This is a genomic window from Hymenobacter nivis, from assembly GCF_006439025.1.
Taxonomy (GTDB): domain Bacteria; phylum Bacteroidota; class Bacteroidia; order Cytophagales; family Hymenobacteraceae; genus Hymenobacter; species Hymenobacter nivis_A.
The window spans coordinates 431,622-449,654 of sequence record NZ_RCYZ01000005.1 but is presented as its reverse complement, the minus strand read 5'-3'; the positions used below and the strand labels follow the sequence as shown (position 1 = coordinate 449,654).

Here is an 18,033-nt window from a genome sequence, read left to right as displayed (position 1 = left end):
GCACGGCTAGCATTATGCAACCGGCGTTGGGGCCCCTACTCCACCAACTGCGCGTGCAGGTGGGCCAAGGTTTCAGCAGCGCTAGTGCATAGGCCGGGGTGCACGGGCGAGGTTTGCACCACGGTGCTGCGGGTGGCGGTGAGCCAGCGAAACCGCTCGGCAATGCCGAGCTGCCCGATGGGGCCCCCGGCGGCGCGGCCCTGGCAAATGCGCTCAAAGGCGTGCAGGCGCGCCGCTAAGTCGTCTAGGTCCAGCTCGGCCGAAAAGGCGCGCAGGCGGGCTTCGGGCAGCGCAAACCGGGTTTGCAAAAAGCCTTGGGCCCGGCAGTACACGATGACGCCCACGTTGAGGAATTCCTCCCGCTCGACGCGCGGCACCACGCGCAGCACGGCGTACTCAAATAAGTCCTTGGCGGGCATCGTCGACTTCCTGAACAAAGGTGGGGGAGGCCGCCAGGCGGCTTTCGAGGAAGCGCACGTAGCCGGCGCGCTGGGCCTCGGGCGGGGCGTCGTCCGTGAGCCATTCGTCGGGCACCAGGGCCACCACGGCCCGGATGACCTCGGGCGTGAGGCGGGCGTGGCCCTCGGCGTCGGCCGCGGCCAGTTCCGTGGCCTGGGGCAGCAGCACGTGGTTTTTTATTTGAGGAAACAGGCGCTGGCCGCCGGGGCGCTCGGCCCAGTCGGGGCTGGTGTGGTGAATGTAGAGGGCCGCGCCGTGGTCAATCAGCCACAACTCCTTGTGCCAGAGCAGCAAGTTGGTGTTGCGCACGGTGCGGTCCACGTTCAGCGTCAGGCAATCGAGCCAGACTACCAGCGAGGCCAGCTGGGCCCCCACGGGGGCCAGCAGCGGGTCGTAGGTGCTGGCACCGGCTAGGAAATGCAGGGCCAGGTTGCGGCCGGTGCTGGCCCGCAGCAGGTCCTGGATTTCCTCGTCGGGCTCGGTGCGGCCGAAGGCCTCGTCGAGCTCGCAGAACACCAGCTCGGGCATGCGCAGGCCCAGGGCCCGGGCCAGCTCGCCCACAATCAGCTCGGCCACCAGCGCCTTCAGGCCCTGCCCCGCCCCCCGAAATTTCAGCACGTACAGAAACCCATCGTCGGCTTCCACCAGCGCGGGCAGCGAGCCGCCCTCGCGCAGCGGCGTCACGTAGCGCGTCACGTGTACGGTGCGAAGTTCTAAAGCAAGGTCGGGCATAAAGGCAAGGGGAAACGGGGCCGCAAAGGACGCACGGATTGCCAGGTTTTGCGCCGCGCCGCCTCACTTGGGGCCCCACGGGCTGCCGGTAGCGTCGGCGTTAGGCAACGTTGTCTTTTTGTGAAATTTAGTTTACACGAAATAAAGCGCGCCGTACAGCTGCCGCGCGCTTGCTTCGGTGCTATGCGGTGCGCCCGGGGCCCTAAGCCGCGGCGGTGGCCGTACTTTGGGCCGCCGGGGCCCTAAATGGGCGCTGCCCGGCGGGCCGGCTTAAAAAACAATGGTTTGCGCCCGGCGAAAGCGCAACCCTGGCCGCCGTTTGGGGTTAGGTCAGATTGGTTTTATCGCGCCCGGGGGCCCTGCAAGGCCGCGGGCGCCAGCGGTGCACAGCGTATGATGGCTTTGGATTCTTCGGTTTTGGCAGCAGCGGCGGCGGGGCGCAAAAAGCACCGGGCGGCCGTGGGGGCCCTGTTTTTTCTATTAGGGCTGTGCTTTGCTACCTGGGCCTCGCGCATTCCCAGCATCCAGCAGCGCATGGGCGTCAGCGACGGCCAGCTCGGGCTGGTGCTGTTCGCCATTCCGGCCGGGCAGCTGCTGAGCCTGCCGCTGGCGGGGTGGCTGGTGGCCAAGCGCGGCAGCCGGCAGGTGGTGCTGGCGGGCGTGCTCATCTACGCCGGGGCCCTGGTGGCGCTGGGCTGGGCCGCCAACCTCTACCAGCTGGTGCCGCTGCTGATGGTGTTCGGGGTGGGCAGCAACCTCACCAACATCGCGGTTAATACCCAGGCCGTCAACGTGGAGCGGCTCTACACCAGCCCCATCATGGCCTCGTTCCACGGGCTGTGGAGCCTGGCGGGCTTTGCCGGGGCGGCTGTGGGCACGGTGATGATCGGGGCCGGGGTACTGCCAGGCTACCACTTCCTGCTCATCGCGCTGCTCATTGCCGCCGGGATGGCCGCCAGCGCCAGCCACGTGGTGCGCCACGACAGCGGCGTGGACCCCAACCAGCCGGCCTTTGTGCGGCCCGACGGCCACTTGCTGGGCCTAGGAGCCATTGCCTTCTGCGCCCTCATCTGCGAAGGCGCCATGTTCGACTGGAGCGGCGTGTACTTCAAAAAAGTGCTGCAAGTAGACAAAAACTGGGTGGGGGCGGGCTACACGGCCTTTATGAGCACGATGGCCTTGGGCCGCTTCGGGGCCGACGGGCTGGCGGCGCGGCTGGGGGCCCGGCGCGTCATCCAGGGCAGCGGGCTGCTCACGGCCACGGGGTTGGCGCTGGCGGTGGCGTTCCCGGTGTTGCCGGTGGCGCTGCTGGGCTTTTTGCTGGTGGGCTTCGGCACGTCGTCGGTGGTGCCGCTGGTGTACAGCGCGGCGGGGCGCTCCACCACCATGTCGGCGGGCATGGCCTTGGCGGCGGTGTCCACCATCGGGTTCGTGGGCTTTTTGCTGGGGCCCCCGGTCATCGGCCTCATCGCCGGGGCCACCAGCCTGCGCGTGTCGCTGGCCCTCATTGCCGTGATGGGCCTGTGCGTGTCGGGGGTAACTTCGGTGGTAATGAAGGCGGAAGTGCCGATAAAGGAGTGATGCAATAAATGCCTGGCGGCTACCTAGCCGTGCTATTTGATCTATTTTCTATTAATCTTTCGTTACTTATATAAAAATAGATAGATTAACTTTATGTTTTATAAGAAGTGAGGGATATTCGTGGGCTGCTACGGCCGGACCGGCCGGCGCAGTGCCCATCCTTTCCCTTCACTTTATGAAACTACCTTCTACTGTTTTTGGCCGGCGGCTGGCCGCCGGCGCGGGCTACGCCGCGGCCCTGGGGGCCCTGCTAGCGGGCCCCGCCCAGGCGCAGGGCCCCATTGCCACCAGCGTTTCGCCGTCCCGCAACACCGCAAACGCCCCGCGAAACACGACCGTAGCCGTCACCTTCAACCAAGCGCTGGCAAACAACGCCACCACGCTGGGGGCCCTAAAAGTATTCAGCGCGCAGGCCGGCGGCAAAAAAGCCGGCACGGCCACCGTGAACGGCAGCACGCTCCGGTTCCAGCCCACCACGGCCTTCAAAGCCGGCGAAACGGTGCTGGCCACCGCTACGGCGGGGGCCCAAAGCAGCAGCGGGGCTCCCGCCAAGCCGCAAGTGTTTCAGTTCACCACGGCCACCACCCCCACCAATGGCCTCTTCGGCGGCGGCCAGGATTTACAAGTGGGCAGCAGTATTAACGGGGTAGCGACCGGCGACCTCAACGGCGATGGCACCCTAGATTTGGTGACGACCGATGAACGCGGCGGTACGGCTAACATACGCTTCAATGATGGCCGTGGCATATTTGCCGGTGGCCAATCGCTGCCGCTGGGGGATGGGCCTCGGGATGTGGTGCTGGCCGATGTGAACGGTGATGGCGCCCTTGACATCGTGGCGATTAACGGAGGCTTTAGAAGTACTACGCTAAGCATCCGTTACAACGATGGTCGCGGTGGCTTTCGCGGCGATAATGGCCAGAACCTGGCGGTGAGGCGCTCGCCCACGGGCGTGGCGCTGGGCGACCTCGACGGCGACGGCGACCTGGACCTGGTGGCCAGCTCTTTCGACAATGGCAATGGGGGCATAGACGTCCGCTTCAACAATGGGGCCGGCACCTTTAGCGGCGGGACATCGACTGCCCTGCCGGTTGGGATGCTCAGCTTGGCCCTGGGCGACTTTGATGGCGACGGTGACCTCGACCTAGTGAGCGCCAACCCCGCGGGCTTGGGTGTGAGCCTCAACGACGGGGCCGGTGCGTTTGGCGCGGCGGGGCAAGTGCCGACGGCGGCCAGGCCCAGCAAAGTAATGGTGGGCGACGTGGACGGCGACGGCGACCTTGACTTGCTGGCCGTGGAGTACCCCTACGCCGTGGGCATACGGCTGAACGATGGCGCAGGCAACTTCCGCACCGGCCAGGAAATTGCGGTGCCCGTGAGCTACGGCGATTGCCTGGCGCTAGGCGACGTGGACGGCGACGGCGACCTCGACCTGGTGACGGGCAATAACAACGGCTCCCCTAAGGCGGCTGTACTTTTGAATAACGGAGCCGGTACTTTCGTCCCGGGCCCCGAAGTGGACACGGGTAACGGTAACACCAGCCTGGTGCTGGGCGACGTGGATAACGACGGCGACCTCGATGTGGTAGCCGGCGGCCTCAGCAGCCAGGTTAGCGTCCGCCTGAACCAGCCCCCCGCGGTGGTCCTCAACCCGCCCACTCTGGCCAGCGCTTCCCCGGCAACGGGCGTGGCGGGCAGCGACGAGGTAATTGTCCTTACGGGCACCAACTTCACGCCCGCCGCCAAGGTTACATTCAACGGCGCGGCGGCCACCGGCGTGGTAGTAGCGTCGGCCACCGAGCTGCGCGTAACGGTGCCCGCCGGGGCTACGAGTGGCCCAGTAGTGGTGACAACCGCCGACGGGGTGAGCAACGGCTTGGCGTTCACGGTGCGGCCCGCGGGCTTCCCCCTGCTCAGCATCGCCAGTGTAGCCCCCACGGCCAACGCCAATGGGGCCCCTACGGCCACGGCCGTGGCCGTCACGTTTGCCCAGGCTCCGGCCAGCGGCTCCGGCATTGAGCAGGCGCTGCAGGTATTCAGCCAGCAGGCGGGCGGGCGCAAGGCCGGCACGAGCCGCCTGAGCGGCAGCACCCTCACGTTCCAGCCCGCGGCGGCCTTCAAAGCCGGCGAAACGGTGCTGGCCACCGCCGTGGGCAGCCCGTCGCGGGTGTTCCAGTTCACGACGGCCACCGCGCCGACCAGCGGCATTTTTGGGGGCGGCACGCAGGTGCCCACCGGCACCACGCTCACCGACCTGGTAACCGGCGACGTGAATGGCGACGGCAACCTGGACATTCTGACGGCCAACGGCGGCAACGGCGACGTGAGCATTCGCCTGAACAACGGCGACGGCACCTACAACGACGGCTTTAACTCGTTTTTCCCAAGCGGTAACCTCGCCCGCTTGGCCCTGGGCGACGTGGACGGCGACGGTGACCTTGATGTGCTGGTGACCACCTACCTGCGGTTTAGCGTGAGTACCAGCAACATTTTGGAGTACCTCAACGACGGAAAGGGAAACTTTACCGCCAAAGACTACATCCAGCTGGGGGCCAGCACTAGCCGGTTGGTGCTGGGCGACGTGGACGGCGACGGCGACCTCGACTTGCTGGCCCCCAGCATAGCCGTCGATGGCAACTTTCTTCGCTTCGAGGTGAACGTGCGGCTCAACGACGGCCGCGGCAAGTTCAGCGGCAACCAGAACCTGGCCCTAGGTGCTTCGGAGCTGGCCCTGGGCGACGCGGACGGCGACGGCGACCTCGACCTGTTCACGAGCCAGTCCGATGGAATAGGTTTGAGCCTAAACAACGGCCAAGGCATTTTCGGCGTCAGCCGGCCGCTGGGCCTGGGCGCTGCCACTGGCCGCCTGCTGCTGGGCGACCTGAACGGCGACGGCCGCCTCGACGTGGCGGGCGGTGCGGCGAGCATCGGCCTCAACGATGGGACGGGCACCTTTGCCAGGGCCCCGGCGGCGGGGCTGGCCGCCACGGCCCTGGGCGACGTGGACGGCGACGGCGACCTCGACCTGGTGGGCCCCGGCGGAACGGGCGCAACCGTGAGTGTGCGGCTTAATAATGGCCAGGGCGGCTTCGGGGGCAGCCAGGAAGTAGCGGTGGCTGGTGCCGCGTCGGCGGTGGTACTGGGCGACGTAGATAGCGACGGCGACCTCGACATCCTCGCTGGCAGTGCGGCTACTCCCTTCAACAACAGCACCGTAAGCGTGCGCCTCAACCAGAAGCAAGCTCCCGTGCTGGCGGCCTACCGCCTGAATGCGGGTGCGGGGCCCCTGACGACCTCGCGCGGAACTTTCGCCACCGACCAGTCCTTCGACGCGGCCAACAGCGACCAGTTCACCACCCAGGCCCCCATTGCGGGCACCCCCGACCCGGCTCTCTACCAAACTGAACGGTTCAGCACCCACGGCGTGCTTAGCTACGCCCTGCCCGTGGCCAATGGCAAATACAACGTGGTGCTACACTTCGCCGAGCTCTACTGGACCAAGCCCGGCCAGCGCGTATTTGACATCAACTTGGAAGGGAAAAAAGTGGCCACCAACTATGACATTGTGCAGAAAGTAGGGCCCCTGACGGCCACGACCGAAACCTTCGCCGTGACCGTGACCGACGGGGTGCTGAACTTGGATTTGAGCGTGCCCTACCTGAGCGGCGGTATGGACCAGGCCAAGCTCTCGGCCCTGGAAGTGCTGCCGTTTAGCACCGACTACCGCGTGAACGCGGGCGCTGGGGCCCTGGCCACCTCACGCGGCGCCTTCGCCGCCGACCAGTCCTTCGACGCGGCCAACAGTGCCACGGCCACCACGGCTGCCGCCATCGCCGGCACGCCCGACCCGGCCCTGTACCAGACCGAGCGCTACAGCACCCACGGCACGCTCAGCTACGCCCTGCCCGTGGCCAACGGCCAGTACAACGTGGTGCTGCACTTTGCGGAAATCTACTGGACCAAGCCCGGCCAGCGCGTGTTCGACATCAACCTGGAAGGGGCGAAAGTAAAAAGCCTGTACGACATCGTGCAGAAAGTAGGGCCCCTGACGGCCACGACCGAAACCTTCGCCGTGACCGTGACCGACGGGGTGCTGAACCTGGATTTGAGTGTGCCCTACCTGAGCGGCGGCATGGACCAGGCCAAGCTCTCGGCCCTGGAGGTGCTGAGCGCAAACGGTAGCGCCGCGGTGGCCCAGGTGGCGGCCCGGCCCAGCGCGGCCAAGAAAACCAGCTTGGCTGGCTCCTTGAGCGCCTACCCCAACCCGGCGCCCGAGGGCAACTTCACGCTGGCCTACACGGCCGCCCAGGCCCAGGCGGCCACGCTGGTACTCACCGACGCGCTGGGCCGCATTGTGCAGCAGCGGGTGGTGACCCTGGCCGAGGGCCCCAACCAGGTGCCAGTGCAGGCCCCGGGCTTGCCCGTGGGCATTTACCAGCTGACCCTGCGCCTGGCCAATGGCCAGCACCCAAGCCAGCGCCTGGCCATCATTCATTAAGCAACGGCATGGTTGCGTGCATGTTGCGGAGGCAAGGCTGCGGAATACGGCCGCTCGCCCCGCCTCCGGTAAATAACCGACTACCTGACGCGCCAACCTCACTCACGCATAAGTTCAGCCAATAAAGAGGCCCCGACTCTCGATAGAGTCGGGGCCTCTTTATTGGCTGCCACGGCGTTGGGTCGCCCCGCCGGGGCTTTGGCGCTCAACAGCAACCACTTACTGCCGACGGGCCGCCCCTCCGGGGCTATTTCGATTATTTGCTAATGCTACTTGTGGCCCCGCAGCCAGGTGGTGGCTTCTTTGTACGAGGGGGCGGTGCGGTCGCCGCCGGTTATCACCATTTGGTAGTAGCGCTTGGTGCCGCGCAGGTCGTCGTCGGCCTCGGCCAGCTTGCCCAGGTTGAAGGCCGCGCCCTGGTAGTAGCCGCCGCTGGTGTTGGCCAGGGTTTCCGAAAACACGATGCAGCGCTGGTAGTAGTCGCGGGCTTCGGCCAGCTTGTGGTAGCGGTACTGCATCAGGAAGCCCAGGAAGTAGGTGGCGTAGCGCCCCGAGTAGCCCTCGTAGCCGGGCATGCCCGCGTTGAGTTTGGTCAGGATGGACTTGCTGGCCTGCTCGCAGCCCGCCCAGTCGCCCTCGCGGAAGCAGAGCATGGCGTAGTTGCGCTCGAAGTAACTATTGTCGGGGTACTCGGCCACCAGTTGGCGGGCCACGTTAAGGGCCGCATTTTCTTCGTGCTCGCGCTCGCTGCCGAGGATGCGCATGAGGAAAAACCGGGCCTCGGTGGCGGTGTAAAAGCCGTTTTTGCCCACCGTGCGCAGCTGCGTGATGCCCAGGTCGTGGTTGCCCTTGGGGAAGAACAGCAGCACCGGCCGCAGCCACGGGTACTCGTCAGAAATCCACCCGGAGTAGTAGTTGAACAGGCCCTGGCCGAACAGAAACTCCGGGCTCAGGTCGTTGGCCTCCTTGCTTTTATCCATATACTCGAGCGAGCGTTTGACGCCCACCGTGGCCTTGCGCCAGTCGTGGCGCTCGGCGTGCAGGCGGGCGTCGAAGGCGTAGGCGGCCGAGAGGAAAAAGCAGGCTTCGTAGTTCGTTTTGTCGGCGTCGTACAGGGCCTTGGCCTTGGTGGTGGCCGTGTCCATGTAAGCAAAAAAAGTGCGGTCGTACTGCTTGGTGCCCAAGTTGGTGGGCAGGATTTTCCACCACGTGCTCAGGCCCATCAGGAAGTAGGCCATCGGGTGCTCGGGGTAGCGGCGGCGCAGCGACCGGAACTGTCGGTCGGCCCGGTCGAACTTGAAGTTGTAGAGGTTGTGCACGGCCCCGTTCAGCTCCTGCTGCACGTCCTGGTTGAGCAGCAGCCACCCCTTGGTATCCACGGCCTGCGGGGCCACTTCCACGTCGGCGAGTTCGACTTCCTTAATGCCGCCCATGTGCCGCGCCGTGTCGGCGACCTGGGCCGCGGCCGAAAAAACCGGGAGCAGTAGCGCCAACGCCAGCAGGGCCCGCCGGCCACGTGCTAAGAATTGGACAATATCCATAAAATAAGTGTATAAAGAATTATTCAAGCTATTATAACCTTTCAAGCCCTTAAAAGTAGGTTTTTTGATTGATTATCGCCCTACCGTAGGGGGTGGCAACAGGCCTATTTTCTTGAAAATATTCTAAAAAATTGCGGCGCACCTGTCTGCCGGGGCTCCAAACCCCGGCCCCGCGGCAACCGCCGCGCCCGCCGGCCAGTACACAGGCGCACCCACGTTTCCCCTCCTTTCGTTTTGACCGATACCTTATCCCATCGCCAGAAGATGCTCACCTTCGGCGGCATCCTGCTGGCCATGTTCCTGGGGGCCCTCGACCAGACCATCGTGTCCACGGCCCTGCCGCGCATCGTGGCCGATTTGCACGGCCTCGACCGTTTTACGTGGGTGGCCACGGCTTACCTGGTGGCCAGCACGGCGCTGGTGCCCATCTACGGCAAGCTGGCCGACATGTACTCGCGCCGCACCATCGAGGTGGTGGCGGTGAGCGTGTTTTTGCTGGGCTCGGGGCTGTGCGGGCTGGCGGGCGAGTTTGGGCCCCTGCCGCTGCTCGGCGACGGCATGACGCAGCTCGTGGTGTTCCGGGCGGTGCAGGGGCTGGGCGGCGCGGGGCTGTTTGCCATGGCCTTCATCATCATCGCCGACCTGTTTCCGCCCGCCGAGCGGGGGCGCTACCAGGGCTTCACGGGGGCCGTGTTCGGCACGTCGTCGGTGCTGGGGCCCCTGCTGGGCGGCTTCCTCACCGACCGCGGCACCGGCCTCATTCCGGGCGTGGCGGGCTGGCGGCTAGTATTTTACGTGAACCTGCCGCTGGGCCTGGTGGCGCTGTGGTTCATCGTCAGCCAGATGCCACCCCTGCGGCCGCGCACCGCCCCCAAGCCGTTCGACTTTGTGTCGGCGCTGCTGCTGGTGGCGGGGCTGGGGCCCCTGGTGGTGGCCCTGCAGCTCAACCGGGCGCAGTACGGTTGGACGGCCCCGCTCACACTGGGCCTGCTGGGCGGGGCGCTGGTGGCACTGGCCCTGTTCGTGGTGCGCAGCCTGCGCCACGAAAACCCCATCCTCAACTTCAGCTTGTTCAACAACAAGGTGTTCCGCACGGCCAATGCGGCGCTGTTTCTGATGGGCGGCGCGTTCCTGGGGGTCATCATCTTCGAGCCCCTGTTCATGGTGAACGTACTGGGCGAGTCGGCCACGCGGGCCGGCGTCAGCCTCATTCCGCTGTCGCTGGGCGTGGTCACGGGCTCGCTGCTGGCGGGCCAGATGGTGTCGCGCTTCGGCCACTACAAGTACTGGATGCTGGGGGGGCTCACGCTGCTACTGGGGGGGCTGTCGCTGCTGGCCACCATGCCGCCCACCGTGCAGTACCACCAGGTGCTCATGTACTTGGCGGTGTGCGGCCTGGGCCTGGGCCCCACCATGCCCCTCTACACCCTGGCCGTGCAAAACGCCACCGACCCCCGGCTCGTGGGCCAGGCCACCTCGGCCAGCCAGTTTTTCCGGCAGATTGGCGGGGCCCTGGCAGCCTCGGCGCTGGGCGCAGTGCTCAGTTTCACGCTGGCCCACGAGCTACCGGCCACCGCCGCCGCCGCCCCCCGCCCAACCGTGGTGGCCGAGGGCCCGGTCGTGGCCGCCGGGGCCCCCAGCCCCGCCACCCGGGCAGCCTTCTCCAAAGCCATCGGCCGGATTTACTTGTTCACCATCTTTTTGGTCGTGGGCGGGTTCGTCACCACGCTCTTCATCCCCGAGCTGCCGCTGCGCAAAACCAACGACGGGCCCCCGGCGGGCGGCGGGGAGTAGGGCTGGGGCGGGCTACGCCGGCACCCGCACCCGCACCAACCGTAGTCGCCGCACCTGGTTGTTCGGCGCGGGGCCCCGGGGCGGGGGCCAAAACACCGGCCCGTTTCGGCGGTTTCCTCCCCACACCCCTTCCCGCATGGAACCCGCCATCCTATTGCCCGCCGCCAGCTACGAATTCGCCACCGTGCAAAAGGTGCGCGGCGAGGGCCCCGCCGAGCCAGCCACCGACCAGCTAGCTGCTGAAGAGCCACTGGAAATCCGCTTGGGGTACGCCGTGGAAGGCGGCGGGCGCGCGCACCGCACGCTGTCCGTCACGATGCGTACGCCGGGGCAGGACGAGGAACTGGCCGCCGGCTTTTTGCTGACGGAGGGCATCGTCCAGGGAAAAGCCGACCTGCTGGGCGTGCGCCCTTGCCCCGACGTGCAGAAGCCCGAAGAGGCCGGCAACGTGGTGCGCGCCGAGCTGGCCGCGCACGTAGCCGTTGATTTCCAGGGCTTGGAGCGGCACTTTTACACCAGTTCGAGTTGCGGCGTGTGCGGCAAAACCAGCATCGACGCCATCCAAACCGCCTCCTGCCCGGTGCTGCCCGCCCAGGGGCCCCACCTGGCCTACGCCACCGTGCACGAGCTGCCCGCGCGCCTGCGCGCCGCCCAGGCCGGCTTCGAGCAAACCGGCGGGCAGCACGCGGCGGCCCTGTTCTCGCCGGCCGGCGAGCTGCTGCTGCTGCGCGAAGACGTGGGCCGCCACAACGCCCTGGACAAGCTCATCGGCGCGGCGCTGCTGCAAGATTGGCTGCCGCTGCACCAGCACGTGCTGTTGGTGAGCGGCCGCGCCAGCTTCGAATTAGTGCAAAAAGCTGCCGCCGCGGGCCTCGGCATTTTGGCCGCTGTGGGGGCCCCCAGTAGCTTAGCCGTGCAGGCCGCCGAGCGGTTTGGGATGACGGTGTTAGGCTTCGTGCGCAACGAGCGGTTCAACATTTATTCGCACCCGTGGCGGGTGGGGCCCGCGGACAAGTAGCCGGGGCCCTGGCGCATTTTTGCGTCCATTCGCCGGTCGTTCCGCGGCCAACGCCGTACCACTAGTTCGCAGCTTTTCCTTGATTCCTATTATATGAAGCTCCGCATCGAAGACGACACCCTCCGCCTGCGCTTGTCCGACGCCGAAGTGCAGGAGTTTGCGGCCACGGGCCGGGTAGCGGCGGCGGTGCACTTCGGCGCCACCGCCGACCAGCGGCTGACCTACGCCTTGGAGCGCACCGTGCCGGCCGAGGGCCCTGGCAGCACCGTGCGGGTGCGCTACGCCCCCGGGGCCCTCACGGTGCTGGTGCCCGAAGCCCTGGCCGATGCCTGGACCGGCACCGACCAGAACGGCTTTTCGGAGCGCGTGGCCTTGGCCGACGCCCGGCAGTTGCGTATCTTAGTCGAGAAAGATTTGGACTGCCGCCATTAGCCCTGGTGGCCCGTAAATAGATAATTCAACCGCTCCTAGCCCGTCCCACCCCATGGAAGAATCTCCCACCAACGACCCCGCCAAAGCCGGCAAAACCCACCAGCAAGGGGCCCAAGACAACACGCCTAAGAGTGGCGAACGCCCCGACCAGGGCGCTGCGCCCACCAACGACCACTACCGCCCCGACCCGCAAATGGAACGTGACCAGCGCCACATCCCGGCCCCCGACGTGGCCGGCGCCAAGTACCAGTTCCCGGTGCTGGCCCAGCCCCCCGAAGAACTGACCGGTCTGAAGCTGGAGCCGCGCATGAAAATTGCCGCCGGCGTCACGGCCGTTATCAAGTCGATGGAATTCAGCTGGACCGAGGGCGGCGTGAACCGCGGCACCCGCGGCTTGCTGAAAATGAACCAGAAGGACGGCTTCGACTGCTCGAGCTGCGCCTGGCCCGACCCCGACGACCACCGCTCGTTTGCCGAGTTTTGCGAGAACGGCGCCAAGGCCACGGCTTCCGACGCCGACGACCGGTCGGCGGGCCCCGAGTTCTTCGCCAAGCACAGCCTGGCCGACCTCTCGCGCATGACCGACCGCGACCAGAACAACTCCGGCCGCCTCACGCACCCCATGGTGAAGCGCCCCGGCGGCACGCACTACGAGCCCATCGAGTGGCCCGAGGCGTTCGACCTCATCGGCAAGGAGTTGAACGCGCTGGCCTCGCCCGACGAGGCGGCGTTCTACACCTCGGGCAAGGTGCCGAACGAGCCCGCGTTCTTGTTTCAACTGTTCGCCAAGCAGTTCGGCACCAATAACTTGCCCGACTGCTCCAACATGTGCCACGAGAGCAGCGGCGCGGCCCTGAGCCCCACGCTGGGCCTGGGCAAGGGCTCCGTCACGCTCAACGACCTGTACGATGCGGACGTCATCCTCATCATCGGCCAGAACCCCGGCACCAACCACCCGCGCATGCTCTCGGCCTTGCAGAAGGCCAAGCAAAACGGTGCCAAGGTTATCAGCATCAACCCGTTGATTGAGGCGGGCCTGAACCACTTCAAGAACCCGCAGGACTTCATGAACCCGCTGAAGGCGCTGGGCGTGTTGCTCGGCGACGGCACTACCATCACCGACCTCTTCCTGCAAGTGCGGGTGGACGGCGACATGGCCCTGCTGCGCGGCATTATGAAGCACCTGTTCGAGGCCGAGGACCGCAACCCCGGCAAGGTGGTGGACCACGAGTTCATCAAGGAGTTCACCACGGGCTTCGACTCATTCGAGCAAAACATCCGCAGCACCAGCTGGGAGGACATCGAGCAGATCAGCGGCATTAGCCGGGAAGATTTGCTGGAGGCGGCCAACATGCTGGCCACCAAGCAGAAGATCATTACCTGCTGGGCCATGGGCGTGACGCAGCAGCGCCAGGGCGTGCAAACCATCCAGGAGATTGTGAACCTGCACCTGATGAAGGGCGCCATCGGCAAGCCCGGTGCGGGCACCTGCCCGGTGCGCGGCCACTCCAACGTGCAGGGCGACCGCACGATGGGCGTGTGGGAGCAGCCCACCAAGCTGTTTCAGGACGCGCTGGGCAAGGAGTTCAACTTCACACCGCCCTACGAGCACGGCCGCGACGTGGTGGAAACCATCAAGTCGATGTACCGCGGCGAAACCAAGGTGTACTTCAGCCTGGGCGGCAACCTGCTCGCCGCGGGCCCCGACACCGAGGTCATCGCCGAAGGCATGCGCAAACAGAACCTGACCGTGTTTGTGGGCACCAAGCTCAACCGCGGCCACCTCGTTACCGGCAACACCAGCCTGTTGCTGCCGTGCTTCACCCACCTCGACATCGACATGCAGAAGTCGGGCCACCAGATGACCTCGTGCGAAAACTCGATGGGCGTGGTGAGCCAGAACAAGGGGGCCCTGGTGCCCTTGCCCGGCCAGATGCTGAGCGAAGTGGCCATCTTGGCCGGCGTGGCCATTGCCACGCTGGGCCCCGACCGCACCAACGTGGCCGACTGGGTGGCGATGACGGAGAACTACGACGTGATCCGCGACCACATTTCGCGCGTGATTCCGGGCTTTGAGAAGTTCAACGAGAACCTGCGCAAGCCCGGCGGCTTCTACCTGCCCAACGGGCCCCGCGAGCGCAAGTTCACGACCCACAACGGCATGGCCAACTTCACCACCACCGAGCTGGAGAAGTACACCCTGGAGCCGGGCCAGCTGGTGCTGATGACCGTGCGCAGCCACGACCAGTTCAACACGACCATCTACGAGTACAACGACCGCTACCGCGGCATCCACAACGAGCGGCGCGTGCTGTTCATGAACAAGCAGGACATTGCCGAGCGTGGCCTCAAGGCCAAGGACCTCATCGACATCACGAGCCACTACGAGGGCGAGGAGCGCACGGTGGAGAAGTTCATCGTGGTGCCCTACGAGATTCCGCGCGGCAACGTGTCGGCCTATTTCCCCGAGGCTAACCCGCTGGTGCCCATCGCCAGCGTGGCCAAAACCAGCAACACGCCCACCTCGAAGTACGTGGTGGTGACGGTGGCCCCCGCCAAAGTGGGCGCCGCCCCGCAAGCGCAGAAACAACGCGCCGAGGCCGTGCCCGCCTAGGGCCCCAGCAGTTTTTAGCAGGCACCAAAAAGCCCGGCTGCGCCACGCAGCCGGGCTTTTTGGTGTTTCCGCGCGGCTAGGCTGGCCATGCGGTGGGGCCAAGCGCAAGCGCTGGGGGCCCTAACGGACGGGGCTTATGGCGCCGCGGGTGGGGCCCCCACGCCCCAGGCGGGGTTGGGCCGGGGACCCATCTCTAACACTAGTGCGCCGCCCTTGAGCAAGTCGGCCGCCGGGAACCAGAAGGTAGACAGTGGCTGCCCGTTTAGGGTGGCGCGCTGCACGTAGCGGTTGCGCCGCGACGTGTTTTTTGCCTCGATGGTAAACGACTTGCCGCGGCCGTAGCGCTGCCCCAGGTCGATGACGACCTTGCTAAACAAGGGGCTGCCAATCTCGTAGATGGGGGCCACGCGGCAGCCGCCGTCGGTTTGAAACAGGCCCAGCGCCGCCATCGTGAACCAGGCACTCATCTGGCCCTGGTCCTCGTCGCCCAAGTACGCGTTGGCTTCGCCGTAGCCGTAGTAGCGGTCCACAATGGCCCGGCTCCATTGCTGGGTCAGCCAAGGCTGGCCCACCCAGTTGAACAGAAAGGCGAAGTGCATGGACTGCTGGTTGCCCTGCACCACGGGGTATTCCCAGTAAGCATCGTTGGGGGCGTTGAAGCGCCACGGGTAGCTGCGCGCGAAGCCGCCCGCCAGCCGCTCGGCGAACCGCTGCGGCCCGATGAGCCGGGCTAGGCCGGGTACATCTTGGGGCACGAAGTAGGTGAGCTGCCAGGCGTTGCCCTCTACGTACTGCTCGTTGGCGCCCGATTTAAATGGGTCAAAATCAGGGGCCCAGGAGCCATCGGCTCGCCGCAGGCGGGCGTAGCCGGTGGCCGGGTCCATCGTGTTTTTCCACCAGCTGCCGCGGTCGCGGAACTGCTGGTACTCGCGGTCCTTGCCCAGGGCCTTGGCAAATTGGCCCACGGTCCAGTCGTCGTAGGCGTATTCCAGGCCGTTGCTGAACCGGCCACTGTCGGCGGGCACGTAGTGGTGGCGCAGGTACTGGGCCAGGTCGCGGTTGCCGGCGAAGCCCTCGCCCACCACAGCGGGCAGCGTGGTTTGCATCTTGTACGCCGCCCCGAACGCTTTTTGTGCGTCGTAGTCGCGGATGCCCATTTGGTAGGCCCCCACAATCAGCGGGATTTCGTGCTCGGCCACCATTACGGGGATGTACTCCATGCCGGCGGGGCCCTTGGCCAGCCAGCCGTTGGCGTCGTACATGGCCAGCTGCGACTTCACCCAGCGCGACGACCACTCGGGCGTGACCAGGTTCCAGTACTGGTTCAGGTTCCAGAACGTGTTCCAAAACGCGTCGCAGCCCAGGGCCACCGCGTCGGGGTCGGTCAGTTGCTGCGGCCGTTCGGTGGCGTCCACCCAGCGGCCGTCCACGTCGCTCCACGTGTTGCGGCTGCACAGGCCCCGGTACATGGCGTTGTAGAAGCGCGCCTTCTCGCGGCGGTCGTCGGAGGTGACCGCCAGGCGGTTGAGCAGCTGGTTCCAGGTGGCCACGTGGTGCTGCCGCACGGCGTCGAAGCGCCAGCCAAACGGCTTTTCTACTTCTTGCTTCAAGTTGTTGCTGGCGCCCGCAACGTCCACCAACGACAGCCCCGACCGAACTTGCACCACGTTGTTGGTGCGGGTGTCGAACTCGACGTAGGCACCGGCGTCGGTCGGGTTTTGGCCCCGGGCGGGGGTCCCAGGGGGCAGCTCCTGGCCGTTGCGCCAGCTGCCGAACTTCGCAATGGGCTGGTCAAACTCCAGTACGAAGTGCAGGGTGTAGTCCTGGTTCACGCCGCCCGACCACGCGTTGGCCGTGCGCTGCTGGCTGTAGCCTTCGAGGCGGCGGTCGCCCACTTGCTTGATTTCGTAGTCCAAGATTTCGTACCCGTACTCGGCCGGGATTTTCAGGTCCACCATCACCCGGCCGTTAGGGCCCCGGGGATAGGTGTAGCGCTGGAAGCCGCAGCGGGTGGTTGACGTCAGCTCGGCCTTGATGCCGTAGTCCTTCAGCACTACCTTATAGTAGCCCAGCGGGGCTTCTTCCGTGCTTTTGTCGATGGCCGAGCGGTAGCCGTCGGTGCCGGTGCGCTGGTCGCCCACCTTCAGTTTCAGGGGCCCGGTCACGGGCAGCGTGCCCAGGCCGGCCATCGTCCACTCGTGCACGTGGCTGAAGGTGCCCACGCTTTCCATCGTCGGGTCGTAGCCCGCCATCCAACCGGCGTTCTGGTTGTCGGGGCCCAGCTTCACCATGCTGAACGGCATCCACGGGCCGGGCGCAATCATCCAGCGCGAGTGCGCCGTGCCGATTTTGGTGTCCACGTAGGCCGCCGCGGTTTGCCGCGGCTGGGGCCCCCGCCGCACCGTGCCTTGCCGCAGCAACTGGCCGTTGGCAAACACCTGGTAGCGGCTGGTGCGCGGGGCCCCCACGGCCGGCATGGGCGCCTCCAGCACATAGCGTCCGGTATCAAGGAACTGGGTGAGAATTGTTTGGCCGTCGAGCGCGACGGCTAGCGTGGGCCGGCCCCGCAGGTGCTCCACGTCCACTAGCAGGGGTTGTGCGGTGGTGCCTTGGCGGTCCACGGTATAGGGGGCCGCGGCTACTTGGCGCACAAACAGCGGCCGGCCGCGCTGTGCTTCCAGCACGGCCGGGCCTTCCAGCCGCACGTCGTCAAATACGAGCCACGACCCGTCCAGCGTCGTCAGCTGGATGTGGTTGCCGCCCACCGCCAGTTGGCGGCTGGTGAGCGGAATGGCCACTTGGTACGGTTTGGCTTGGCTAAAGTCGCCTTTGAGGCCCCCGCCGTGGCCGGCCGCGGGCAAGCGAAACGTGGAAGCTTGGCCGTTGACGGTGACCTTCAGCAGCGGCGGGTGCTGGGCGTCGTGGTCCAGCACGTCGACCACGAACCGGAACTGCCCGCCCGCGCGCATTTGCTGAAGCCCGAACAGGATGTTGAGCTGGTGGGAGCGAATGCCGGACGTGGGCCCGGAGCCGCCCCAGCCGTCGGCTGGGCCGGGCAGCACGTAGGGCCAATCGGTGCGCGGGGCCGACGACCCGACCAAGTAGTACCGGTCTTCCCAGCCAAAGTCCTTTTCCAGAAACTGTTGGTACGCCGCCGGGGCCAGGGCCATGCTCTGCGCCGACCCGTCTTTTTCCCCAATCTGCCAAACCGGGGCCTGCTGCGCCAACGCTGGCCAGGCGGCTAATAGCAAGAGCCCGAGCAAGCCGTGGCGTAGGCTTCGGCACGTGCGGCCAATCGGTTTGGGGCCCTGGGTCATGGGTGCGCGCTATCGGTGGGAGACAGACCCAAAGTACAGCGTTCCAC

10 protein-coding genes are annotated in these 18,033 nt (G+C 66.1%); 6 read left to right on the top strand and 4 right to left on the bottom strand.

What is annotated here, in order from left to right; genetic code table 11:
• Positions 1-35: 35 nt before the first annotated feature.
• Together EAH73_RS14350 and EAH73_RS14345 are read right to left on the bottom strand one after the other, a co-directional pair.
• Positions 36-419, bottom strand: coding sequence for a DUF3037 domain-containing protein (locus EAH73_RS14350; protein WP_140467674.1), 384 nt, complete (start codon positions 417-419; stop codon positions 36-38).
• Positions 397-1,191 carry a HipA family kinase gene (locus tag EAH73_RS14345; protein WP_140467672.1) on the bottom strand — a complete coding sequence of 265 codons (795 nt, stop codon included), beginning with the start codon at positions 1,189-1,191 and terminating at the stop codon, positions 397-399. The genes EAH73_RS14350 and EAH73_RS14345 overlap by 23 nt, the downstream gene beginning before the upstream one ends.
• Positions 1,192-1,593: 402 nt before the next feature.
• Here EAH73_RS14345 and EAH73_RS14340 point away from each other — a divergent pair, with 402 nt between their 5' ends.
• Together EAH73_RS14340 and EAH73_RS14335 are read left to right on the top strand one after the other, a co-directional pair.
• A complete protein-coding gene (locus EAH73_RS14340; protein ID WP_240047258.1) occupies positions 1,594-2,772 on the top strand; it encodes an MFS transporter in 1,179 nt (392 codons plus the stop codon).
• 175 nt (positions 2,773-2,947) lie between these two features.
• Positions 2,948-7,270, top strand: coding sequence for an FG-GAP-like repeat-containing protein (locus EAH73_RS14335; RefSeq protein ID WP_140467670.1), 4,323 nt, complete (start codon positions 2,948-2,950; stop codon positions 7,268-7,270).
• A gap of 269 nt (positions 7,271-7,539) precedes the next feature.
• Here EAH73_RS14335 and EAH73_RS14330 read toward each other — a convergent pair whose 3' ends face one another.
• Positions 7,540-8,811: a tol-pal system protein YbgF gene (locus EAH73_RS14330; RefSeq protein ID WP_140467668.1), complete on the bottom strand. Its 1,272-nt coding sequence runs from the start codon at positions 8,809-8,811 to the stop codon at positions 7,540-7,542.
• 234 nt (positions 8,812-9,045) lie between these two features.
• On the opposite strand from EAH73_RS14330, the gene EAH73_RS14325 reads away from it, so the two are divergent.
• The 4 genes from EAH73_RS14325 (at position 9,046) to EAH73_RS14310 (ending at position 14,669) form a co-directional block, all read left to right on the top strand.
• On the top strand, positions 9,046-10,605 hold the full coding sequence (locus tag EAH73_RS14325) for an MDR family MFS transporter (RefSeq protein WP_240047257.1): 1,560 nt from the start codon (positions 9,046-9,048) through the stop codon (positions 10,603-10,605).
• A gap of 136 nt (positions 10,606-10,741) precedes the next feature.
• A complete protein-coding gene (fdhD, locus tag EAH73_RS14320; RefSeq protein ID WP_140467666.1) occupies positions 10,742-11,623 on the top strand; it encodes a formate dehydrogenase accessory sulfurtransferase FdhD in 882 nt (293 codons plus the stop codon).
• A gap of 93 nt (positions 11,624-11,716) precedes the next feature.
• The gene (locus EAH73_RS14315; protein WP_140467664.1) at positions 11,717-12,055 is read left to right on the top strand and encodes a DUF7009 family protein; all 339 of its coding nucleotides are present in this window, start codon (positions 11,717-11,719) and stop codon (positions 12,053-12,055) included.
• 52 nt (positions 12,056-12,107) lie between these two features.
• Positions 12,108-14,669, top strand: coding sequence for an FdhF/YdeP family oxidoreductase (locus EAH73_RS14310; RefSeq protein WP_140467662.1), 2,562 nt, complete (start codon positions 12,108-12,110; stop codon positions 14,667-14,669).
• A 134-nt stretch (positions 14,670-14,803) separates the two neighbouring features.
• On the opposite strand, the gene EAH73_RS14305 is transcribed toward EAH73_RS14310, so the two are convergent.
• Positions 14,804-17,920, bottom strand: coding sequence for a GH92 family glycosyl hydrolase (locus EAH73_RS14305; RefSeq protein WP_205013007.1), 3,117 nt, complete (start codon positions 17,918-17,920; stop codon positions 14,804-14,806).
• Positions 17,921-18,033: the final 113 nt, after the last annotated feature.

Bases quoted from the DNA above. Each gene is read 5' to 3' on its own strand.
- EAH73_RS14350 (WP_140467674.1), bottom strand. From the start codon at position 419: ATGCCCGCCAAGGACTTATTTGAGTACGCCGTGCTGCGCGTGGTGCCG.
- EAH73_RS14345 (WP_140467672.1), bottom strand. From the start codon at position 1,191: ATGCCCGACCTTGCTTTAGAACTTCGCACCGTACACGTGACGCGCTAC.
- EAH73_RS14335 (WP_140467670.1), top strand. From the start codon at position 2,948: ATGAAACTACCTTCTACTGTTTTTGGCCGGCGGCTGGCCGCCGGCGCG.
- EAH73_RS14330 (WP_140467668.1), bottom strand. From the start codon at position 8,811: ATGGATATTGTCCAATTCTTAGCACGTGGCCGGCGGGCCCTGCTGGCG.
- fdhD (WP_140467666.1), top strand. From the start codon at position 10,742: ATGGAACCCGCCATCCTATTGCCCGCCGCCAGCTACGAATTCGCCACC.
- EAH73_RS14315 (WP_140467664.1), top strand. From the start codon at position 11,717: ATGAAGCTCCGCATCGAAGACGACACCCTCCGCCTGCGCTTGTCCGAC.
- EAH73_RS14310 (WP_140467662.1), top strand. From the start codon at position 12,108: ATGGAAGAATCTCCCACCAACGACCCCGCCAAAGCCGGCAAAACCCAC.